20 protein-coding genes are annotated in these 21,148 nt (G+C 72.4%); 10 read left to right on the top strand and 10 right to left on the bottom strand.

All coding sequences use genetic code 11. From position 1 onward, the window contains the following. Positions 1–232 precede the first annotated feature (232 nt). The 4 genes from OG982_RS11535 to OG982_RS11520 all read left to right on the top strand — a co-directional run bounded on the left by OG982_RS11535 (position 233) and on the right by OG982_RS11520 (position 4,147). Positions 233–1,516, top strand: coding sequence for an NAD(P)-binding domain-containing protein (locus OG982_RS11535; RefSeq protein ID WP_266787685.1), 1,284 nt, complete (start codon positions 233–235; stop codon positions 1,514–1,516). A gap of 27 nt (positions 1,517–1,543) precedes the next feature. Continuing rightward, positions 1,544–1,792: a hypothetical protein gene (locus OG982_RS11530; protein WP_266787687.1), complete on the top strand. Its 249-nt coding sequence runs from the start codon at positions 1,544–1,546 to the stop codon at positions 1,790–1,792. A gap of 14 nt (positions 1,793–1,806) precedes the next feature. Beyond that, positions 1,807–3,894, top strand: a complete 2,088-nt coding sequence (locus OG982_RS11525) for a SpoIIE family protein phosphatase (RefSeq protein ID WP_266787689.1) — start codon at positions 1,807–1,809, stop codon at positions 3,892–3,894. 109 nt (positions 3,895–4,003) lie between these two features. Continuing rightward, the gene (locus OG982_RS11520) at positions 4,004–4,147 is read left to right on the top strand and encodes a hypothetical protein (RefSeq protein WP_266787691.1); all 144 of its coding nucleotides are present in this window, start codon (positions 4,004–4,006) and stop codon (positions 4,145–4,147) included. 71 nt (positions 4,148–4,218) lie between these two features. Here the strand turns inward: OG982_RS11520 and OG982_RS11515 are convergent, their stop codons facing one another. Beyond that, entirely contained in the window at positions 4,219–4,638 is a 420-nt protein-coding gene (locus tag OG982_RS11515; RefSeq protein ID WP_266787693.1) for a DUF6299 family protein, read from the bottom strand. A 208-nt stretch (positions 4,639–4,846) separates the two neighbouring features. Here OG982_RS11515 and OG982_RS11510 point away from each other — a divergent pair, with 208 nt between their 5' ends. Together OG982_RS11510 and OG982_RS11505 are read left to right on the top strand one after the other, a co-directional pair. After that, on the top strand, positions 4,847–5,467 hold the full coding sequence (locus tag OG982_RS11510) for a hypothetical protein (RefSeq protein ID WP_266787695.1): 621 nt from the start codon (positions 4,847–4,849) through the stop codon (positions 5,465–5,467). Between the two features lie 57 nt (positions 5,468–5,524). Beyond that, complete coding sequence (locus OG982_RS11505) at positions 5,525–6,019, top strand: DUF5949 family protein (RefSeq protein WP_266787697.1); 495 nt, start codon at positions 5,525–5,527, stop codon at positions 6,017–6,019. Positions 6,020–6,113: 94 nt separating this feature from the next. On the opposite strand, the gene OG982_RS11500 is transcribed toward OG982_RS11505, so the two are convergent. Both OG982_RS11500 and OG982_RS11495 read right to left on the bottom strand, forming a co-directional pair. Then, positions 6,114–7,406 carry a cytochrome P450 gene (locus OG982_RS11500; protein WP_266948472.1) on the bottom strand — a complete coding sequence of 431 codons (1,293 nt, stop codon included), beginning with the start codon at positions 7,404–7,406 and terminating at the stop codon, positions 6,114–6,116. Between the two features lie 38 nt (positions 7,407–7,444). Further along, a complete protein-coding gene (locus tag OG982_RS11495; protein WP_266792020.1) occupies positions 7,445–8,584 on the bottom strand; it encodes a low temperature requirement protein A in 1,140 nt (379 codons plus the stop codon). A 203-nt stretch (positions 8,585–8,787) separates the two neighbouring features. On the opposite strand from OG982_RS11495, the gene OG982_RS11490 reads away from it, so the two are divergent. Further along, entirely contained in the window at positions 8,788–9,012 is a 225-nt protein-coding gene (locus OG982_RS11490; RefSeq protein ID WP_266787701.1) for a hypothetical protein, read from the top strand. Between the two features lies 1 nt (position 9,013). Here the strand turns inward: OG982_RS11490 and mscL are convergent, their stop codons facing one another. The 6 genes from mscL to OG982_RS11460 all read right to left on the bottom strand — a co-directional run bounded on the left by mscL (position 9,014) and on the right by OG982_RS11460 (position 14,935). Continuing rightward, positions 9,014–9,520 (bottom strand): large conductance mechanosensitive channel protein MscL, encoded by a 507-nt coding sequence (gene mscL / locus OG982_RS11485; protein WP_266948470.1) that lies wholly within the window; start codon positions 9,518–9,520, stop codon positions 9,014–9,016. 138 nt (positions 9,521–9,658) lie between these two features. Then, the gene (locus OG982_RS11480) at positions 9,659–10,186 is read right to left on the bottom strand and encodes a hypothetical protein (protein WP_266787705.1); all 528 of its coding nucleotides are present in this window, start codon (positions 10,184–10,186) and stop codon (positions 9,659–9,661) included. Between the two features lie 185 nt (positions 10,187–10,371). Continuing rightward, complete coding sequence (locus OG982_RS11475; protein WP_266787707.1) at positions 10,372–11,205, bottom strand: S-methyl-5'-thioadenosine phosphorylase; 834 nt, start codon at positions 11,203–11,205, stop codon at positions 10,372–10,374. 90 nt (positions 11,206–11,295) lie between these two features. Beyond that, complete coding sequence (locus tag OG982_RS11470; RefSeq protein ID WP_266787709.1) at positions 11,296–11,607, bottom strand: FmdB family zinc ribbon protein; 312 nt, start codon at positions 11,605–11,607, stop codon at positions 11,296–11,298. A gap of 67 nt (positions 11,608–11,674) precedes the next feature. Further along, positions 11,675–12,997, bottom strand: coding sequence for an MFS transporter (locus tag OG982_RS11465; RefSeq protein WP_266787711.1), 1,323 nt, complete (start codon positions 12,995–12,997; stop codon positions 11,675–11,677). Between the two features lie 459 nt (positions 12,998–13,456). Further along, a complete protein-coding gene (locus OG982_RS11460; protein WP_266949890.1) occupies positions 13,457–14,935 on the bottom strand; it encodes a potassium/proton antiporter in 1,479 nt (492 codons plus the stop codon). A gap of 260 nt (positions 14,936–15,195) precedes the next feature. On the opposite strand from OG982_RS11460, the gene OG982_RS11455 reads away from it, so the two are divergent. Next, on the top strand, positions 15,196–18,075 hold the full coding sequence (locus tag OG982_RS11455) for a penicillin acylase family protein (RefSeq protein WP_266948468.1): 2,880 nt from the start codon (positions 15,196–15,198) through the stop codon (positions 18,073–18,075). A 29-nt stretch (positions 18,076–18,104) separates the two neighbouring features. On the opposite strand, the gene OG982_RS11450 is transcribed toward OG982_RS11455, so the two are convergent. After that, positions 18,105–18,713 (bottom strand): 5-formyltetrahydrofolate cyclo-ligase, encoded by a 609-nt coding sequence (locus OG982_RS11450; RefSeq protein WP_266787715.1) that lies wholly within the window; start codon positions 18,711–18,713, stop codon positions 18,105–18,107. A 94-nt stretch (positions 18,714–18,807) separates the two neighbouring features. On the opposite strand from OG982_RS11450, the gene galU reads away from it, so the two are divergent. Next, positions 18,808–19,710: a UTP--glucose-1-phosphate uridylyltransferase GalU gene (gene galU, locus OG982_RS11445; protein WP_266787717.1), complete on the top strand. Its 903-nt coding sequence runs from the start codon at positions 18,808–18,810 to the stop codon at positions 19,708–19,710. A gap of 4 nt (positions 19,711–19,714) precedes the next feature. Then, positions 19,715–21,094: a gephyrin-like molybdotransferase Glp gene (gene glp / locus OG982_RS11440; RefSeq protein WP_266948465.1), complete on the top strand. Its 1,380-nt coding sequence runs from the start codon at positions 19,715–19,717 to the stop codon at positions 21,092–21,094. Positions 21,095–21,148: the final 54 nt, after the last annotated feature.

Raw genomic sequence — 21,148 nt, 5'->3', positions numbered from 1 at the left:
CGGCCCGGTGGCCGGGCCCTGGCCCGGTGAGCGGGGGCGGGGCGGGGCGGTTGGGGTGGGGGAGGCTGTGGCGGAGTCCGCGCGTCGGGGTGGTTGAGGCGTCGGGGCGGGGTGGCGGGTGCCGGAGCGGGAAGGGATGGCGGCGGTGTGTCCGGGCCTCCCGCGGCCGTGCCGACCAGGGCGGACACGGCGCAACACCACCCATGCGACTGGAAGGACAGCGGTGACGCGGATGGACGATCTCGTGGTGGTCGGCGCGGGCCCGTACGGGCTGTCGATCGCCGCCCACGCGGCGGCCGCCGGGCTCGACGTGCGGCTGCTCGGGAGGCCCATGGCCTCCTGGCGGGATCACATGCCCGAGGGGATGTACCTCAAGTCCGAGCCCTGGTCGTCCAACCTCTCCTCCCCCGATGGCCGCTACACCCTCGCCGCCTACTGCGCCACCCGCGGAATCACCGCGGAACACGGCACTCCGCTGCCGATCGGCACGTTCAGCGCGTACGGGCTCTGGTTCGCCCGGCACGCCGCGCCCGCCGTCGAGGAGGTCACCGTCACCGAGGTCACCCCGCAGGGGGAGGGATTCCGGATCCGTACCGCCGAGGGCCCGCCGCTCCTCGCCCGTACGGTGGCGCTCGCGGTCGGGGTGATGCCGTTCGTCCACCACCCCGAAGCGCTCCGCGGCCTCCCGCCCGGCCACTACTCGCACAGCAGCGGCCACCGCGACCTGTCCCGCTTCGCGGGCCGGGAGGTCGCCGTGCTCGGCGCCGGGCAGGCCGCGCTGGAGACCGCCGCGCTGCTCGCGGAGCGCGGGGCGCGGCCCTGTCTGATCGCCCGCCGGGCCCGGCTGAACTGGAACACCGTCCCGCAGCCCCTGGAGCGCCCCGTGCTGCGCGCCCTGCGCGAGCCGCACAGCGGGCTCGGCACCGGCTGGCGCAGCTGGGTCTGGGCGGAGCTGCCCTGGGCGGTACGGAGGCTGCCCGCGCCCACCCGCGAGCGGATCGCGGCGACCGCCCTGGGCCCCGCCGGGGCCTGGTGGCTGCGGGACCGCTTCGAGCGGCGGGTGCCGGCGCTGCTGGGACACCGGCTGCACCGCGCGGTGGCGGTGGGCGAGCGGACCCGGCTGCGCCTGACCTCACCGGCCGGGGAGCCCGTCGTACTGGACGCGGCGCACGTGATCGCTGCGACGGGTTTCAGCCCGGACCTCGGGCGGCTGGGCCTCCTCGACGCGGGGCTGCGCTCCGCGCTGGCGACCGTGGGCGGCGGCGTCACGCCCGACCTGGACGCCGGATTCGAGTCCTCCTGGCCCGGACTGTTCTTCGCGGGGCTGCTGACGGCTCCCTCATTCGGCCCTTCCATGCGATTCGTACACGGCGCCGGCTTCACGGCGGGGAGACTGGTGAAGGGAGTCCTGGGACGTCTCGGCGCCCGGGGCCCGCTGCCGGGCTCCACCGGCGGCGTCCGGGCCGACCGGGCGTCCGCCGGGCATCCGAAACATCCGAAGACGTATCTGCGGTAGAGGTTCCTGCGGTGAGAGGGGTCCGTGATGGGTGCGGAGCGAGCACAGGGCCACGGCTGGGTCCGCATTCCCGCCAGCCGTGCGGAACAGCCCGCCCGGGCCAGGTCCGCCGCGCACCCGCCGCCCCCGGCCGCGGCGTTCCACCCCGGCGGCGACCAGCCCACGATCTACCTCTCCCTCGTCAAGCGCTGGCGGGAGGCCGGGCGGACCCTTCCGGGGCATCCTGACGAGGAGTGGGAGCGGCTGATCTCCCAGCCGTGCTGGCCCGGCCGTTAGGTGGTGTGACTCTCATGGCAGCGGCGGAGCACGACAGACCCGAAACGGGCCGGCAGGGTCCCGTCACCGGGCCCGGGGAGCGGCTCGCGCTGAACGGCATGGGCAGCTTCGAGTGGGACCTGGACGCCGGGACGCTGGAGCTGGACACGGCCGGGATGGCGGTGCTCGACCTGGAGCCGGAGGAGTTCGACCACACCCCGCAGGCCCTGAGCCTGCGGGTTCCCGGCGAGGACGGCGAGCGGCACGCGAACACCGTGCTGGCCGTCCTGGAGGGCGACGAGGAGACGTACGGCCTGTACTTCACGGTGCACCGGCGCGACGGCCGCGACCAGTGGACGCACACCCAGGGCCGGGTGCTGCGGGACCCCGACGGCAGTCCCCGGCGGGTCGTCGGCATCGTCCGGGACGCGACGGCGGAGCTGGAGCACGCCACGCTGCTGCGGAAGCTGGAGACCGCGCGGGCCCAGCAGGCCACCATCGTGCAGCGCACCACGGAGGCCCTGTCGCGGGCGGTGACGGTGGACGACGTCACGGCCGCGCTGACCGGCGCGGGCGCGCTGGAGCGGCTCGGCGCGGACGGGCTGGCCCTGGGGCTGGTCGAGAACGGCGCCATCAAGATCATCGCGCTGAGCGGCGAGTCGCTGGAGATCCTCAGCGAGCGCCGGTTCACCCGGCTGGACGGATCGCTGCCGCTGTCGCAGGCGGTGCTCACCCGCAAGGCGCGCTTCGTCACCTCGCTGACCGAACTGGGTCTGGAGTTCCCGCTGCTCGCGGACTACCTGGACCGGATCCGCTTCGACGCGGCCGCCTACCTGCCGCTGATCGCGCAGGCCAAGGCCATCGGCGGCCTGGTGCTGTTCTACCGGCGCCGCAGCGAGTTCAGCCCGGAGGAGCGGAACCTGAGCCTGGGCCTGGCGGGCATCGTCGCCCAGTCGCTCCAGCGGGCCCTGCTGTTCGACCAGGAGCGCGAGTTCGCCACCGGCCTCCAGGCGGCGATGCTGCCGCGCCGGATCCCCGAGATCACCGGCGGGGAGATCGCCGTCCGCTACCACTCCGCGTGGAGCGGCCGGGAGGTCGGCGGGGACTGGTACGACGTGATCTCGCTGCCCCGCGACCGCGTCGGCATCGTGGTGGGCGACGTCCAGGGCCACGACACGCACGCCGCGGCCATCATGGGCCAGCTGCGGATCGCCCTGCGGGCGTACGCGGGCGAGGGTCATCCGCCGTCCACCGTGCTGGCCCGGGCTTCCCGCTTCCTCGCCGAGCTGGACACCGAACGCTTCGCGACCTGCATGTACGCGCAGGTGGACCTGGAGACCGGCGGCGTACGGGCGGTCCGGGCGGGCCACATGGGCCCGCTGATCCGGCACACGGACGGGCGCACCGGCTGGCCCAACGTGCGCGGCGGGCTGCCGCTCGGGCTGGCCTCCGTCTTCGAGCAGGAGGAGTTCCCCGAGACCCGGCTCGACCTGGTTCCCGGCGAGACCCTGGTGCTGTGCACCGACGGCCTCGTGGAGGAGCCCGGGACGGCCATCACCCAGGGCATGGAGGCCCTGGCCCACGCGGTGCGCAGCGGTCCCCAGGAGGCCGGGGCGCTCGCCGACCACCTCTCCGACCGGCTCTGGGAGCGCTGGGGCTCCGGCGACGACGTGGCCCTGCTGGTGCTGCGCCGGGCCCCCGACCCGGGCACCCACCGGGCGCCCCGGATCCACCAGTACGTCCACCAGGCGGACCCGGAGGGCCTGTCGGAGGCCCGCTACGCGCTGCGCCAGGCCCTGCGGGACTGGGGCATGCCGGAACTCGCCGACGACGTGGAGCTGGCGGCCGGGGAACTGCTGGTCAACGCCCTGCTGCACACCGACGGCGGGGCGGTGCTGACCATGGAGGTGCTGCCGGAGCCGGTGCGGCGCATCCGGCTGTGGGTCAAGGACCGCTCCAGCGTGTGGCCGCGCCGGCGCACCCCGGGGGAGTCGGCCACCACGGGGCGCGGGCTGCTGCTGGTGGACGCGCTGGCCACGCACTGGGGCGTGGAGTCCCGGGGCGACGGCAAGGCGGTGTGGTGCGAGTTCGACGCGGCCGCGATCGCCCGCGCCTCGGGGTGACCGGCCGCTCACGCCGAGTTGTGACCGTCCGGGGTCGGGGTGATGATGCGGCCATGAGACGTACGGATGGGGAACGGACCGTGCAGTGCGCCGGCTGAACAGGGGCGCCGTGACCGGGATCCTGGCGCTGCTCCTGGTGGCTGCCGGGGTGCCGACCGTCGTGGACTGGACGACGGGCCGCCCGCACGCGGACCCCGGATGCCAGACGGTCGCGTTCATGTCGATGACCGGCGTGGCGCCCGCCTGCCGGTAGCCGCGCCCGCCTGCCGGCAGCGGCGGCCACCGGCCGGGCAGCGCCGCGGCCGGGCAGCGCCGCGGACGGGCCTAGCGGTGGTCGATCAGCCGGATCTCGTGGCTGTCCTCGGCGAGCGTGTCGATGGCCTTCGGCAGCAGGCCGCCCATGTGGATCACCTCCAGCCGGGCCTCGCCCAGCGCCTCGCCGGCGCTGAGGCCCTTGGTGAAGCGCATGGAGGCGGTGGTCTGCCACTCGTGCTCCTCGCCGTCGCAGACCACGTTGCCCGCGCTCTTGCCCAGGCGGATGCCGTTCTGGACGACGGCGGTCGAGAGCTGCACCCGTGCGGGTGACGGGTCGTTGCACACGTAGGTGCCGGAAAGGGTGACCGTGTGGTCGTCGCCGATGTGGGCGTCCTGCCATACGGAAATGTGATTCTCGAATACGGTGGCGTTCGCCGGGACGGTGAATACCGCGGCGGCCGCCAGGGCGGACAGTGCGGCGAGAGCCATTCGGGGGCCGGTCGTGCCCATCGTTCCTCCGGGTGGATGCGGTGAAGCGGATGCGGTGAATCCGTGCGGCGGGAATCCGCCGGAACGAATTGTGCTGGCAGTCGGGCGGCAACTCGCTCCCTACGGCCGTGTCGTTGTACGCAATTGCCCGCTCGGGCGCGTGAGACTGGCCCGAATACATCCCCGAAGGTCCCCGAAGGGATCCCGCATGCGCCAGTCCGCCTCCGCACCCGTCCTCGCCGTCGCCGCCCTCCTCCCGGCCCTGCTGTTCGGTGCCACCGCCTGCCAGAGCGCCCCAGACGGGGCCGCGCTCGCCCCGGCGGCGGTGCCCGCCGTCCCGGTGGACGACGGGGTTCCGGGCGGTGGTGCGGAAGACGACGCCGTCCCGGCCCCAGGGGCGGCGGGGGCCGTCGCGAAGGATGCCCATGTGGGTGACTCCGTGCGGGTGCACGGCCGCCAGGTGGGCCGGCACCTGGAGGCGGTGCTCAACGCGTACGTGGATCCCGCGATCAGCGTCGCGAAGGACCTCACCGCGCCCGCCGGGAAGCGCTGGGTGGCGGCCTCGATGTCGTTCGTCAACGTGGGCGGGGCCTCGTACGGGGCGCTCGGTCGCATGTGGGCGCTCGACGGCGCGGGCAAGCGCCACCCGGTGGTGCCCGCCGGTGAACTGACGACCGGCAAACCCCTCGTCTTCGATTCCCTGGAGGTCGGTGAGCGGGCCGAGGGCTGGGTCGTGTTCGAAGTTCCGGAAAACACGCGCATTGTGCGGCTCCAGTACCAGGACGCGAACATTCAGGCGAATTCGAGAACGGGTTACTGGGCGGTCTAGCCCGCCCGGGTGAAAGGCCGTGAAAGCGCCGGGTGAGAGGCGACTAGGGTGCGGCGCATGACTTCAACTCAAGCCGAAATCGACCGGACCCAGCTCGGCACCCTTTCGGTGCTCGCGTGGATCGGCGACCCCTCCGACGGCCACGACATCCCGTACCTCCTCGCCTACACCCTCGGCGACGGCCCCAAGGGCCCGGAGGCCGGCGAGGCGGCCGCCCGCGGGCTGCTGGAGGAGATCGGCCTGCCCATCGGCGACGTGGTCATGGACGGCACCCTCAAGGCGTCCACCTTCCCGGTGCAGATCCTGCTCACGGACAACCAGGTCGCGCTGACCATGCCCGGGCTGAACGCGACCTGTACCGCCCCCGACGAGTGGGTCGCGGCGGCGAACGAGAGCGGCCAGGCGTACTTCCTGTTCGCCACGCGAGCCTGGCCCGAGGCGGTTCCGGGCCGCCCGGTGACCGCGGAGCTCCTCCAGCAGTTCGCGGGCGACGAGGAGGTGCTCACCAGCAGCGCGCACTGCGTGCTCACGGTGCAGCGCCTCCAGAAGTAGCCGCCCGCGCGGGCGCCGCCCACTCCGGCCGCCGGGCTCCCAGCCTGCCCGGTGGCCGGGCTCGCGGGCACGCCGGAGCCATGGGTCTGCGGTGCTACGGGGCGGCGCGCTCGGCCGGCTCTTCCCCCGGCTGCTCGAAGGTGAACCGGAGCGAGCGGACCCGGTTGTCGAAGTTGGAGCCCGCCAGATCCGGCAGCCCCACCGCCCGCAGGCCGACCGGCCGGGTCAGCAGCTCCCGGAACAGCGCCTTCATCTCCACCCGGGCCAGGTGCGCGCCCAGGCAGAAGTGCGGTCCGCCGCCTCCGAACCCCAGGTGCGGGTTGGGCGAGCGGGTGATGTCGAAGGCGTCCGGATCGGGGAAGACGGCCTCGTCGCGGTTGGCGGAGGCGTAGTACAGCACCACCTTGTCGCCAGGCCGGAACAGGTGCCCGCGCAGGGTGTGCTCGGCCGCGACCGTGCGCCGGAACTGGATGATCGGCGTCGAGTGCCGGATCATCTCGTCCACCGCGCCGTCGGCGTACGTCTCGAAGTCCCCGAGCAGCAGATCCCGTTGGGCGGGATGGTCGGTCAGCAGGCTCAGCCCGTGCGTGATCGCGTTCCGGGTGGTCTCCACACCCGCCACCATCAGCAGCGAGAAGAACGCCCCCAGCTGGCGGGCGTTCAGCGCCTGCCCGTCCACGTCCGCGGTGACCAGGGCCGAGATCAGGTCGTCGGTCGGGTTCTTGCGCCGCTCCCGGCCGATCCCCGCCACCATCCGCTGCATCTTGGCCAGGGCTCGCAGCCCGCGCCCGGGCATCCGCAGCCGGGAGGCCAGGCCCCGTTCCACGCCGATGTTCTCGGAGGCGTGGTTGACCCGGTCGGCGATCTCCGCCCGGTAGCGCTCCGGGATGCCCATCATGTTGCAGATGACCTCCAGCGGCAGCCGGGAGGCCACGGCCGAGACGAACTCCTCGGGTTCCTCCGCCAGGACGTCGTCCACGATCAGGGCGGCCACCGCGAGGATGTCCTCCTCGGCCGCCGCCAGCAGCCGGGGCGTGAACGCCCGCTGCACGATCTTCCGCAGCTGCGCGTGGTCGGCGCCGTCCAGATTGACCATGGAGTCCCCGAACAGCGCCCGTACCCAACGGGCCGGTTCGGGCGTCGTCACCCCCGGCGCGCTCGCGAACACCTTGGGCAGCCGGCTCGCCTCCTGCACGTCCGCGTGCCGTACGAGGGCCCAGTGGCCGCGCCCCGGCCCCTCGGGCACGTACACGGGGGAGTCGAGGGCCCGTAGGGCGGCGAAGGCCGCGAGCCGGGCCTCGGGGGCCTGCTGCCAGAACGCCGGGTCCGCGAGGTGCGGGGCCGTGCCCGCGCCCGCGTCCTCGTACCGCTGTGCCGGGACCGTCATCGCTTCTTCTTCCGTTCGCCGGGTCAAAGCCCCCGTCCTCACGCACCCAAACGCGTCCGGCCTGCCAAGGTCACGCCCACGGCGACGGTGGCGGCCGCCACCAGCCCGGCCCACAGCACCGCCTGCGGTCCGGTCCAGGCACAGGCGAGGACGGCCAGAGCGGAGACGGGCAGCACCAGTTGCTGGGCCGTTCCCCGCTTGAAGTGGCGGGAGTGCAGGAGCCAGACGAAGGCGAGGAAGAGCGCTGTCGGGATCATCACGCTGAGGTTGGCGGCCACCAGGGAGAGATGGGCCTTGCCGACGGCGTGCTCGATCGCCACCTCGATGCCGGCGCCGACGGCGGCGGCCGACGCGAGGATCACGAAGTGCCCGTAACCCCACGGGATGGCCTCGCGGTTGCTCCGCAGGCGGTCGTGCGCCGGGACCGCGAAGTAGATCCACCAGGCGGCGAAGACGATCAGCAGCCCGCCCGCCGCGATGGGCAGCAGCTCGCCCAGTGCCTCGTGCTCGTCGAGGGCGGACTGGACGGCGACCGTGCTCGCGGCGATGGTCTCGCCGAGCACGATGATGGTGAACAGGCCGTACCGCTCGGCGATGTGGTGCGGGTGCCACTGGGTCTGGTAGCCGCGCTCGGCGATCACCGGGACCAGCAGCTCCGCCATCACCAGCACCAGGAACAGCCACCTGCGGCTCTGCTCGGGCACCGCGAGCAGGGCCACCCAGCCCGCCTGGCAGATCACCAGCCCGATCGCGTAGGTGAGCGCGCAGCGGCGGGCCGCGCCGCTCTCCCCGGCCGCCGCGCGCAGCCACTGCGTGGTCAGCGCCAGACGCATCACCACGTACCCGATGACGGCGACGGTCCAGTCGTTGTCGTTGAAGGCGCGGGGGATCCCGGCCGAGTAGACGAGGACGCCGGAGATCTGCACGAGGGTCGCGATCCGGTACGGCACGTCGTCGACGTCGTAGGCGGAGGCGAACCAGGTGAAGTTCATCCAGGCCCACCAGACGCCGAAGAACACGAACAGGTAGCCGGCGATGCCGTCGCCGATGTGGTCCTCCGCGAGGGCGTGGACCAGCTGCCGGCCGGCTTGGGCGACCGCGACGACGAAGCAGAGGTCGAAGAACAGCTCCAGGGGGGTCGCGGCCCGGTGGCCTTCCTCCCGGCTGCGGGCGGTCATCGGTACATAGGTCACACCGCACAGGACAGCAGCCGTACGGTGGTCGGCAGGCGAGGCGCGCGGTGCCCGCGGGGCCGGTGTGGCCCGAGTGGCCCGGTGGCCCAGTACCCCATGGGGTGCGGGGGACCGGACCGGATGCCACCCGGGCGCCGGGGCCCCCGGCTGACCGGAGCCGCGGGCGGGGGCGGCCGTACCCTGGAGGCATGAGCACCGCCCCCGCCCCCGCTTCCGGCCCGCAGGACCCGCAGGACCCGAAGCCCGGGGCCGCGCCGCAGCCCAGGCCCCGGCCCAAGCTGATCTTCGACGACCCGCTGGACCAGCAGTCCTCGGACGACACCGACCGCGGCTGGGGCGAACGGCCGCCCGCCGGCGGAAGCGCCGCCGACCTGGCCCGCTTCCTCGACGAGAAGCCGCCGCACCACATCTGAGTCAGAACGACCCGTCGCGGCCCTGTCCCGGGCCGTGGCCGTTGGCCGGACCCGGAGCGCCGCGCTGGGCGACCAGCGCGTCCCGGATCTCCTTGAGGACCTCCAGCTCGGTGATCTCCATGGTCTCCTGGACGCCCTCCTTGGCCTTGCGGCGCTCCTCCTGCCGGGCGAGGTACTTCGACATGGGCAAGACCATCAGGAAGTAGACGACCGCGGCGGTGATCACGAACGTGAGGGTCGCGTTCAGCACCGAACCCCACAGGATGTTGACGCCCGTCGGCTCCCCCTTCGCGTCGATGCCGCAAGGGTCCTTCAGGCACGAGGAGTAGACGTCCAGGTTCTTCGTGCCGACCGCGCCCACCAGCGGGCCGATGATCCCCTTGACCACCGAGTTCACGATGTTCGTGAACGCGGCGCCGATGACCACGGCCACCGCGAGGTCGATCACGTTGCCACGCATCAGGAAGGCCTTGAAGCCCGCCAGTGTGCTCTGCTTCTTCTTGCTCACAATTGAGCCTCTCTTCGTATCTGCCGAACGCGGAGCCAACGGTTCCGAAAGCTACGGCAGTCAAGGCCCGGCGTGTCCAATCGGGCGCCGTCCCGAGGTGAGTTGACAGGGCGTCCGTTCGATACGGTGCGCGTCGCGTCAGCACAGCGTCACCGCCAGTCGGGCCGAGGCGCCGGCCCCCACGAGGGCCCGGGCGGTCTCCCGGGGCACGGACAGGACCACCAGCGCCCCGCCGTCACCGATGTCCCGCTCGGGAGGCGGCACTTCGGCGACCCGGGCCGCGACCGCCACCACCCGGGGCGGTCCGGCGCGCTCGGCCGCCACCACGTCGACCCGGTCGCCGGGCCGCAGCAGCCGCACCGTCGCCCCGTCGGCGATCCGCACCGGGGCCGACACCAGCCGCACCGCGGCGGGCGGCTGCGGCCTCGCGCCCGGCGGCGCCGCGCCCCGCGAGGCCTGGGCCTGTGCCCCGCCGACGGCCAGCGCGGCGGCCGCCGCGACGGCCAGCCCGGCCGACACGACCCGCCGCCGGCGCCTCAGGGCCCGCCGCAGCCGGTCCCCGCCCCGGCCCACGCGCAGCGGCGGGAAGAGCGGAACGGGGCGCGCGGGAGGACACGTAGAAGGGGAAGAAAGGGAAGGAGAGGGAGAGGTCGAGGTCCTGGACATGACGGCACCGCCGAGCTGTGTGAGTTCCGGTGTCCGGACCCGGCGCCCGGACACCCCTCACGATCCGCCGCCCCGCCGGATCCCGCTCCGGCCTGTGGACGATCCCCAGCCTGTGGACAACCCGCTCACCCGTGCGAGCTACGTCCCGTCCCCGTACGACACCGCCCCGGCTCGGCCGGATACCCCTACGGCAGCTCGAAGCCCAGGTCCCACCCGTCGAGCGCGTGGGCGCACGAGCAGGTGCGGGATTCGGTCGCCGGCAGCGCCGACACCGCGTCGAAGAGCACCTCGCGCAGCCGCCCGATGTTCTGCCCGAACACCTTCAGGACCTCGGCGTGCGAGACGCCCTCGCCCACCTCCGCGCCCGCGTCCAGGTCGGTCACCAGCGCCATCGAGGTGTAGCAGAGCCCCAGCTCGCGGGCGAGGATCGCCTCCGGGTGCCCGGTCATGCCGACCACCGACCAGCCCGCCGCCGCGTGCCAGCGCGACTCGGCGCGCGTCGAGAACCGCGGTCCCTCGATGACGACCATGGTCCCGCCGTCCACCGGCTCCCACTCCCGCCCGCGCGCCGCGGCCAGCGCGACCTCGCGCCCCGAGGGGCAGTACGGATCGGCGAAACCGGTGTGCACGACGTTCGGAACGCTGCCGTCGGGCAGCGGCTCCCCGTCGAAGTAGGTCTGTGCCCGGGACTTCGTACGGTCGACCAGCTGGTCGGGGATCAGCAGCGTGCCCGGGCCGTACTCGGCCCGCAGGCCGCCGACCGCGCACGGGCCCAGCACCTGGCGGACGCCGACCGAGCGCAGCGCCCAGAGGTTGGCCCGGTAGTTGATCTTGTGCGGCGGCACGGTGTGCCCGCGCCCGTGCCGGGGCAGGAAGGCCACCGTGCGCCCGGCCAGCTCACCCAGGTACAGGGAGTCGCTCGGGGGGCCGTACGGGGTGTCCACCGCGACCTCGGTGACGTCCTCCAGGAAGGAGTAGAAGCCCGAGCCGCCGATGACACCGATCTCTGCGTTCGCCATGGCGCCACCCTAACGGGGCACGCGCGAAGCCCCGCCGCCCGGTCGGGGCGGCGGGGCTTGGCGAAAGAGCCAGTCGGGTCGGCAGGCCGGTCAGGCGGCCGAGCTGGAGTTGCCGCCGGTGCTCGACGAACCGGACGTCGAGGACGACGCGGCGGCGGCCGGGGCGGCGGTCGACGTCGAGGACGACGAGGACGGCTTCGAGGCAGGCGTGCTGCTCGACGAGGCGCCGCGGCTGTCGTTCCGGTAGAAACCGGAGCCCTTGAAGACGATGCCGACCGCGGAGAACACCTTCTTCAGGCGTCCGTCGCAGTTCGGGCACACGGTCAGCGCGTCATCGGTGAACTTCTGCACGGCCTCAAGGCCCTCACCGCACTCGGTGCACTGGTACTGGTAGGTCGGCACGAATTTCCTCCTGGCACTCTGACTCTATGAGTGCTAACGACGTTCCATGGTGACGTATTCCGGGCGATCAGTCCACCGTCACCGGCACTCGGTGACCGATGCCACGCTCGCCGGCCGGCTCGCAGGCGTCGGCGTGGACCTGGCCCGGGGACGCGTTCACGATCCGGCTCGGGGCCGTCGGCGCCAGCTTGGCGCGCAGCGCCAGCAGGGTGACCAGCGCGAGCGCGGTCGCCGCCATCGGCACCAGGAAGCCGTACGAGGCCCCGTGCGCGTCCGTCAGACGGCCGGCCACGATCACCGCGACGGCCTGCCCGAAGGCGACCGAACCGGTGAGCCAGGTGAAGGCCTCGGTGCGGGCGTTCGCCGGGATCAGTGCCTCGACCATCGTGTAGCCGGTGATCAGGGCCGGGGCGATGCACAGGCCGACGACCAGGCCGAGCGCGCCCAGCAGCAGCATCGAGTCGGCGGTCCACAGCAGGGACGCGGCGGCGGTGAGGCCGACGTAGCCCAGCAGCAGCCGGCGGCGCGGGCCGATCTTCCAGGCGACGGCGCCGCAGGCGATGCCCGCGATCATGTTGCCGGCGGCGAAGACGCCGTACAGCAGACCGTTCGCGCCGGGATTGCCGGCCTCGGCCGTGAAGGCGGCCAGCGAGACCTGCATGCCGCCGAAGACGGCGCCGATGCCGAGGAACGCCACGATCAGGACGCGCAGGCCGGGGAAGGACAGCGCCGAGGCGTGCGGCGCACCGGTCGCGCTCTGCGCGTGCGGCTTGGGCTGGCTGGCGCGCCGGGCGGCGAAGACCAGACCGCCGAGCAGCGTCAGCGCGGCCTCGGTGACCAGACCGGCGGCCGGGTGGATGCCGGTGCACAGGGCGGTGGCCAGCACGGGGCCGACGACGAAGGTGAACTCGTCGGTGACGGACTCGAACGCGGCGGCCGTCGGCAGCAGCGGGGAGCCCTCCAGCTTGGCGGCCCAGCGGGCCCGCACCATCGGCCCGACCTGGGGGACCGAGGCGCCGGCCGGGACGGCGGCCAGCGCCAGGGCCCAGACGGGGGCGTCGGCGAGTGCCAGGGCGGCGAGGCCGCTCACGGCGGCGGAGTGCAGCAGTACGCCCGGGACCAGCACGGCGCTCTGGCCGAAGCGGTCGGTGAGCATGCCCGTCACGGGGGCGCACAGCGCCATGGAGATGCCGGTGACGGCGGCGACGATGCCGGCGCTGCCGTAGGAGCCGGTGGTGTGCTGGACGAGCAGCAGGATGCTGATGGTCAGCATTCCGAAGGGAAGCCGGGCGGCGAAGCCGGGGAGCAGGAAGCCGGCGGCACCGGGGGTGCGCAGCAGCTGTCCGTAGCCGGGGCGGGCGGAGTTCTCGGTCGTGACCGCGGATGTCACGGCCTTGCCTTTCCGCTGCCTGGTAGAACTCCCCGTCTGCGGACGGTGTCCCGCTTTGTGAGCGGCCGCACCCGTACATGTGGGAGCCCCGAGAGCTGTCCTCTTGCGCAGAACCGAGTGATACCTGGGCACCCACTGCGGGAGGGAGCCACGGCCGCTTTGCGGTCGCGCCAGCTCTGCGTCAGGCAGAGTTGGTTCGATCTGTTGTGCCTTTATCGTACAGGGGAGGCGGCTGTCACGCCCTGTGATTCCGACGACAATCCGTGTCTTCACCTGCGATTAACTGGAACTTCGCATTCCGGCCCCCATGAAACAAGGGCAAACCGCGCCGCACGCCAACGAAATTGCCAATTAGAACGTTGCTCTAAGCGGAAATCGGTGCAATCCTGCCTGGTCACAGGCCTGTTCAGGCCCCCGAACGGGCCCCCGGACGGGCTCTCGATCAGACCCCGAACGAGCTCAGTGCGAGGTCTCGCTGCCCGTCCCCAGCCACCCGGCCAGCTTGCCGCCCCGGGCCACCGCCCGCAGCCGCGCCTCCGCCGCGTCCCGCACCGGATCCGTGGCCACCACCAGCAGCTCGTCCCCGCGCCGCAGCACGGTCGAAGGCGCCGGTACGAAGCTCTTCCCGTCCCGGACCACCAGCGTGACCGAGGCCCCGGCCGGCAGCCGAAGCTCGCTCACCTCGACGCCGTGCATCCGCGAGGCCGGCGGGATGGCGAAGGACAGCAGGTGCCCGCGCAGCTTCTCCAGCGGCGCCGACTCGATCCCGAGGTCGGCGGCGGACTCGTCGGTGTCGCGCAGGTTCAGCTTGCGCGCCAGCCACGGCAGGGTCGGCCCCTGCACCAGGGTGTAGACGACGACGAGCACGAAGACGATGTTGAAGACCCGGTCGCTGCCCTCGATCCCGGACACCATCGGGATCGTCGCCAGGATGATGGGCACCGCGCCGCGCAGGCCGGCCCACGACATCAGGGCCTGCTCCTGCCAGGGCAGCCGGAAGGGCAGCAGGCTGATGAAGACCTCCAGCGGCCGCGCCACCATCGTCAGCACCAGGCCGATGACCACCGCCGGCCAGAAGTCGTTCACCAGCTCGTGCGGGGTGACCAGCAGGCCGAGCAGGACGAACATGCCGATCTGGGCGATCCAGCCGAGCCCGTCCGCGAACCCCCGCGTCGCCGGCCAGTGCGGGAGCTTCGCGTTCCCGAGGACCATCGCCGCCAGGTACACCGCGAGGAAGCCGGAGCCGTGCGCCATCGCGCCGGCCGCGTACGCCGTCACCGCGATCGCCATCACGGCGATCGGGTAGAGGCCGGAGGCGGGCAGCGCCACGTGCCGCAGGCCGTACGCCCCCAGGAAGCCCACCGTCAGGCCGATCGCGATGCCGATCGCCAGCTCCAGCGCGATCTTGCCTATCAGGACGTACCACTCGTCCACCGGGCCGACCGTCGCGAAGGCCACCACCAGGATGACCACCGGGGCGTCGTTGAACCCGGACTCCGCCTCCAGCACGCCCGTCACCCGCGACGGCAGCGGCACCTTGCGCAGGACGGAGAAGACGGCCGCGGCGTCGGTCGAGGAGACGACCGCGCCGATCAGCAGGGCCTGGCGCCATTCGAGTCCGACCAGGTAGTGCGCGCCCGCCGCGGTCACGCTCACGCTGACGGCGACGCCGACCAGCGACAGCACGATCGCGGCGGGCAGGGCCGGTTTGATCTCTTTCCACTTGGTGCCCAGACCGCCCTCGGCGAGGATCACGACGAGCGCGGCGTAACCGATGACCTGCGTCAGCTCGGCATTGTCGAAGACGACGTTGCCGATGCCGTCCTGGCCTATCGCGATGCCTATGCCGAGGTAGATGAGCAGGCTGGGGAGGCCGCTGCGTGAGGAGATGCGCACCGCCGCGACGGCGACGAGCAGTACGAGCGAGCAGACCAGCAGGAGCTCATTGAGCGTGTGGACGGTCAGCGGGCGGCCCTCCTCAACGCGCCTGGCGGATCGTTCCTCCCGGCGACAAGTTCGGCAAGTACTTCGTTACCTTACCTAATATTTGACGCGCTCTTTACGCGATAACCACATTGTGAAACCCCTGATCCGCCCTGTCCTCAGCAGCTCCACCCCTGCCGGATCAACGAACCGGGTCCTGCGCCTATGGTTGCTCCCAGCACTCCCAGGACCACCCTGCCCCTCTAAGGACAGCGATGCCCGCCAACGAAAACGCCCCTTCCGTCAAGAAGAAGGGACGACGCGCCCGTCTGATCGTGCTCGTGCTGGTCCTGGCGCTCTTCGCGGGCCTCGGCTACGGCGCGTACTGGAGCGTGGACACCGTGCGCGCCTCGTACCCGCAGACGACCGGGTCCCTCAAGGTGCCCGGCCTGACCGGGACGGTCGAGGTCAAGCGCGACGCCAACGGAATCCCGCAGCTCTACGCCGACAACGACGACGACCTCTTCCGCGCCCAGGGCTTCGTCCACGCCCAGGACCGCTTCTGGGAGATGGACGTACGCCGCCACATGACCTCCGGGCGCCTCTCCGAGATGTTCGGATCCGGCCAGGTGGAGACCGACGCCTTCCTGCGCACGCTGGGCTGGCGACAGGTCGCGCAGGCCGAGTACGACACCAAGCTCTCCGCCGAGACGAAGAAGTACCTGCAGGCCTACGCCGACGGGGTCAACGCGTACCTGAAGGGGAAGTCCGGCAAGGACCTCTCCGTCGAGCACGCGGCGCTGGGGATCAGCGGCGACTACCGGCCCGAGCAGTGGACCCCGGTCGACTCGGTCGCCTGGCTCAAGGCGATGGCCTGGGACCTGCGCGGCAACATGCAGGACGAGATCGACCGCGCGCTGATGTCCGGCAAGCTCACGCCGGCGCAGATCGACGAGCTCTACCCGCCGTACCCGTTCGACCGGAACAAGCCGATCGTCGAGGGCGGCAAGACCGACGGCGGCAAGTACACTCCGCAGGGCGCCGCCGCGGACGCGGGCACCGGCTCCGGTACGCCGAACAACCCGGCGAACGGCAAGGGCACGGGCTCCGGCAACCGATCCGGCACGGGTACGGGTACCGGCACGGGCACGGGCACCGGCTCCGGCACGGACACCGGCCTCGCCGGCAACGCCAGCGCCCAGGGCGCGACCGTCGGCCTGCGCACCCAGATGAGCGCGCTCGCCGACACCCTCGACAAGATCCCCGCGATCCTCGGCCCCAACGGTAGCGGCATCGGCTCGAACTCCTGGGTCGTCTCCGGCAAGTACACGACCACCGGCAAGCCGCTCCTCGCGAACGACCCGCACCTCTCCCCGCAGCTGCCCTCCGTCTGGTACCAGATGGGCCTGCACTGCCGCGCGGTCTCCGAAAAGTGCCAGTACGACGTGGCCGGCTACACCTTCTCCGGCATGCCCGGCGTGGTCATCGGCCACAACGCCGACATCGCCTGGGGCATGACCAACCTCGGCGCCGACGTCACCGACCTCTACCTGGAGCAGGTCAAGCCCGAGGGCTACGTCTACGACAACAAGGTGCTCCCCTTCACCGTCCGCGACGAGGTCATCAAGATCGCCGGCGGCGGCGAGAAGACGATCAGGGTCCGCAGCACCAACAACGGCCCGCTGGTCTCCGACCGCAGCGAGGAACTCGGCACGGTCGGCGAGCGCGCCCCCGTCGCCAGCTCCGCCCCGGACCGCGGCGAGGGCTACGCCGTCGCCCTGCGCTGGACGGCCCTGGACCCCGGCAAGTCGATGGACGCGGTCTTCAAGCTCGACCGGGCCAAGGACTTCAACAGCTTCCGGGCCGCCGCGCGCGACTTCGAGGTCCCGTCCCAGAACCTGATCTACGCCGACAACAAGGGCGCCACCGGCAACATCGGCTACCAGGCCCCGGGCCGCATCCCGATCCGCACCTCCGGTGACGGCCGGATGCCCGCCCCCGGCTGGGACCCCAAGTACGCGTGGAAGGGCGGCAAGGACGGCAACGCCGGCTACGTCCCGCAGGACGAGATGCCGTACGACCTCAACCCGGCCCGCGGCTACATCGTCACCGCCAACCAGGCGGTCGCCGAGAGCGGCACCGGCGCCGGCAAGTACCCGTACACGCTGACCACCGACTGGGGCTACGGCGCCCGAAGCCAGCGGATCAACGACCTCATCGAGGCGAAGATCAAGGACAACGGCAAGATCTCGACCGACGACATGCGGACCATGCAGATGGACAACAGCAGCGAGATCGCCGCGCTGCTGACCCCGATGCTGGCCAAGATCCAGGTCAAGGACCCGGACGTGCGCTCCGCGCAGAAGCTGCTGGACGGCTGGAACTACACGCAGGAGCCCGACTCGGCCGCGGCCGCGTACTTCAACGCGGTCTGGCGCAACATCCTCAAGCTGTCCTTCGGCGACAAGATGCCGAAGGAGCTGAGGGTCGAGGGCAGCTGCAGCAACGTCCAGGAGGCCGAGTCCGGCCCGGTCGACGACCTCGCCAAGACGGTCCGCGAGTGCGGTACCCGCGACTCCGACTCGGCGCAGCCCGACGGCGGCGACCGCTGGTTCGAGGTGGTCCGCCGCCTGGTCAAGGACGAGAAGTCGCAGTGGTGGCAGTCGCCCGCCCCGAACATCCACGAGAAGCCGACCACCACCCGCGACGAGCTGTTCGCCCGGGCCATGAAGGACGCCCGCTGGGAGCTCACCGCGAAGCTCGGCAAGGACCAGTCCACCTGGACCTGGGGCCGCCTGCACCAGCTGACGCTGAAGAACCAGACCATCGGCACCGAGGGCCCCGGCTTCATGCAGTGGCTCCTCAACCGCGGCCCGTGGAACCTGGGCGGCGGCGAGGCCACCGTCAACGCGACCGGCTGGAACGCGTCCAGCGGGTACGACGTCACCTGGGTGCCCTCGATGCGGATGGTCGTGAACCTCAACGACCTGGACAAGTCCCGCTGGATCAACCTGACCGGCGCCTCGGGTCACGCGTACCACTCCCACTACACCGACCAGACGACGATGTGGGCCAAGGGCGAGCTGCTGGAGTGGCCCTTCGGCAAGGAGGCCGTGGACAAGGCGACGGTCGACACCCTGACGCTGAAGCCGTAGCGGCGCGCTGAAGCCCTGGGGCCGAGGCCTCAGAAACGGACCACCCCCGACGGGGTGGCCACCGCCTGGACGGGGTGGTCGTGCGGTTCCTCCGGGACCCGCGCGACCACCTCTTCGTCGTAGAGGAGCACCACCAGCGCCGGATGCGCCCCGGCCCGCTCCAGCCGCGCCAGCACCCGGTCGTACGAGCCGCCGCCGCGGCCGAGCCGCATCCCGCGCGCGTCCACCGCGAGCCCCGGCAGCAGCACGGCGTCGGCGCCGGTCACCGCGTCCGGCCCCAGCCGCGGCCCGGACGGCTCCAGCAGCCGCATCTTCCCCGGGTGCGCGGCCTCGGCCAGGCTGCCGGGGCCCTCGTACCCCGCCCAGTCGAGATCGTTGTCGGGCAGCAGCACCGGCAGCAGCACCCGCTTCCCGGCCGCGCGCAGGGCGTCGATCAGCTCGCGGGTGCCGGGTTCGGTGCCGATCGAGACGTACGCGGCGACCGTGCCCGCCCCGGCCAGCTCGGGCAGCCCGAGGGCGGACCGGGAGAGCGCGCGGGCCGCCGTACGGCACTGCTCGGGGCCCAAGGCGCGGCGGGCGGCGAGGAGTTCCCGGCGCAGTGCCGCCTTCTCCGACGGGTTTGGTGGAGTAGCTACCACAACGGCCTCAAATCTCCTGTGGAATGGGTGTGTAAGTGGATCTATTCATTCGAATCTCACCTGGACGTACTGAACGACCCACTATCGTGCTGCCATGACTCAGTCGCACCCCGTGATCAAAAAGGCCGTCATCCCGGCCGCGGGCCTCGGCACTCGCTTCCTCCCGGCGACCAAGGCGACGCCCAAGGAAATGCTGCCGGTCGTCGACAAGCCGGCGATCCAGTACGTGGTCGAGGAAGCCGTCTCGGCCGGGCTGGACGACGTGCTCATGATCACAGGGCGTAACAAGCGGCCCCTCGAGGACCACTTCGACCGGAACTACGAGCTGGAGTCCGCGCTCATCGCCAAGGGTGACGACGACAAGCTCAAGAAGGTCCAGGAGTCCAGCGACCTGGCGACCATGCACTACGTCCGCCAGGGCGACCCGCGCGGCCTCGGCCACGCCGTGCTCTGCGCCGAGCCGCACGTCGGCCGCGAGCCGTTCGCCGTCCTCCTCGGCGACGACCTCATCGACCCCCGCGACCCGCTGCTGCGCGACATGGTCGACCTCCAGGCGCGCACCGGCGGCACCGTCGTCGCGCTCATGGAGGTGGACCCCTCCAGCATCCACCTCTACGGCTGCGCCGCCGTCGAGCCGACCGAGGAGCCGGACATCGTCCGTGTGACGGGTCTGGTCGAGAAGCCCGACGCCGCCGACGCGCCCAGCAATTTCGCGGTGATCGGACGCTACGTCCTCAACCCCGCGATCTTCGGCATACTGCGGGAGACCGAGCCGGGCCGCGGTGGGGAGATCCAGCTCACCGACGCCCTGCAGAAGCTGGCCGCCGACGAGAGCGTGGGCGGCCCGGTGCACGGCGTGGTCTTCCGCGGCCGCCGCTACGACACCGGAGACCGCGGGGACTACCTGCGGGCCATCGTCCGACTCGCGTGCGAGCGTGAGGACCTGGGCCCGGAGTTCCGCACCTGGCTTCGCCGTTACGTCACGGAGGAGATGTAGCACCTTGAGCAGTTCCGCACCGCAGGAGACCGGCCGACAGCGTCTGTGGTCGGTGGACGAGCACCTCGCGGACATCCTCGCCGCGATCCGGCCGCTGGAGCCCATCGAGCTCCAGCTGCTCGACGCCCAGGGCTGCGTCCTGGTCGAGGACGTCACCGTGCCCGTCGCCCTCCCGCCCTTCGACAACAGCTCCATGGACGGGTACGCCGTCCGCGTGGCCGACGTCCAGGGTGCCAGCGAGGAGTTCCCGGCGGTGCTGACGGTCATCGGGGACGTCGCGGCGGGCAGCGGCGAGCTGCCCACCGTAGGACCCGGCCAGGCCGCCCGGATCATGACCGGCGCCCCACTGCCGCCCGGCGCGGAAGCCGTCGTCCCGGTCGAGTGGACCGACGGCGGTACGGGCGGCGGCGCCGCCTCCGGGATGACCCCGGCCAGCGCCGCGCCCGAGGGCGCCGCCGGAGAGGTACGCGTGCACCGCGCGGCCGAGGCGCGGGCGCACGTCCGCTCGCGCGGAAGCGACGTACAGGCCGGTGACCTGGCCCTGGCGGCGGGCACGGTGCTCGGGCCGCCGCAGATCGCGCTGCTGGCCGCCATCGGGCGGGGCGCCGTACGGGTACGGCCGCGGCCGCGGGTGGTCGTGCTGTCCACCGGCAGCGAGCTGGTCCAGCCCGGCGAACCGCTCACCTCCGGGACGATCTACGACTCCAACAGCTTCGCGCTCGCCGCGGCCGCGCGGGACGCGGGCGCCATCGCCTACCGGGTCGGCGCGGTCTCCGACGACGCGGACACGCTGCGCGCCACCATCGAGGACCAGCTGATCCGGGCGGACCTGCTGGTGACCACGGGCGGCGTCAGCGTCGGGGCCTACGACGTGGTCAAGGAGGCCCTGACCTCCGTCGGCGGGTCCGGTTCGGGCGGCTCGGCCGGTTCGGCCGGCTCCGACGGTTCCGCGGACGAGGACGTCGCCGGTGGCGGGGTGGACTTCCGCAAGCTCGCCATGCAGCCCGGCAAGCCGCAGGGCTTCGGCTCCATCGGCCCCGACCACACGCCGCTGCTGGCGCTGCCCGGCAACCCGGTGTCCTCGTACGTCTCCTTCGAGCTGTTCGTGCGCCCCGCGATCCGGGCGCTGATGGGCCTGCCCGACGTGAGCCGGCCGAGCGTGCGCGCGGTGCTGAAGGCGGACAAGGCGCTGGGCTCCCCGGCGGGCCGCCGCCAGTTCCTGCGCGGGAGGTACGACGCGGAGAGCGGCACGGTCAGCCCGGTCGGCGGATCGGGCTCGCACCTGATCGCGGCGCTGGCGCACGCGGATTCGCTGATGGTCGTACCGGAGGAGGTCACTTCGGCCGAACCCGGGGCGGAGCTGGAAGTGATCCTGCTCGGCTGAGACACCGCGGGTGCGGGTAGCGTGTTGCACCACACAGGCCCTTGCGGGGCCCGG

The organism is Streptomyces sp. NBC_01551, assembly GCF_026339935.1.
Taxonomy (GTDB): domain Bacteria; phylum Actinomycetota; class Actinomycetes; order Streptomycetales; family Streptomycetaceae; genus Streptomyces.
The sequence above is the reverse complement of the archived record's forward strand: the minus strand, read 5'-3'. Positions and strand labels throughout refer to the sequence as shown.

Bases quoted from the DNA above. Each gene is read 5' to 3' on its own strand.
- OG982_RS11535 (WP_266787685.1), top strand. From the start codon at position 233: ATGGACGATCTCGTGGTGGTCGGCGCGGGCCCGTACGGGCTGTCGATC.
- OG982_RS11530 (WP_266787687.1), top strand. From the start codon at position 1,544: ATGGGTGCGGAGCGAGCACAGGGCCACGGCTGGGTCCGCATTCCCGCC.
- OG982_RS11525 (WP_266787689.1), top strand. From the start codon at position 1,807: ATGGCAGCGGCGGAGCACGACAGACCCGAAACGGGCCGGCAGGGTCCC.
- OG982_RS11515 (WP_266787693.1), bottom strand. From the start codon at position 4,638: ATGGCTCTCGCCGCACTGTCCGCCCTGGCGGCCGCCGCGGTATTCACC.
- OG982_RS11510 (WP_266787695.1), top strand. From the start codon at position 4,847: ATGCGCCAGTCCGCCTCCGCACCCGTCCTCGCCGTCGCCGCCCTCCTC.
- OG982_RS11505 (WP_266787697.1), top strand. From the start codon at position 5,525: ATGACTTCAACTCAAGCCGAAATCGACCGGACCCAGCTCGGCACCCTT.
- OG982_RS11500 (WP_266948472.1), bottom strand. From the start codon at position 7,406: ATGACGGTCCCGGCACAGCGGTACGAGGACGCGGGCGCGGGCACGGCC.
- OG982_RS11495 (WP_266792020.1), bottom strand. From the start codon at position 8,584: ATGACCGCCCGCAGCCGGGAGGAAGGCCACCGGGCCGCGACCCCCCTG.
- OG982_RS11490 (WP_266787701.1), top strand. From the start codon at position 8,788: ATGAGCACCGCCCCCGCCCCCGCTTCCGGCCCGCAGGACCCGCAGGAC.
- OG982_RS11480 (WP_266787705.1), bottom strand. From the start codon at position 10,186: ATGTCCAGGACCTCGACCTCTCCCTCTCCTTCCCTTTCTTCCCCTTCT.
- OG982_RS11475 (WP_266787707.1), bottom strand. From the start codon at position 11,205: ATGGCGAACGCAGAGATCGGTGTCATCGGCGGCTCGGGCTTCTACTCC.
- OG982_RS11455 (WP_266948468.1), top strand. From the start codon at position 15,196: ATGCCCGCCAACGAAAACGCCCCTTCCGTCAAGAAGAAGGGACGACGC.
- galU (WP_266787717.1), top strand. From the start codon at position 18,808: ATGACTCAGTCGCACCCCGTGATCAAAAAGGCCGTCATCCCGGCCGCG.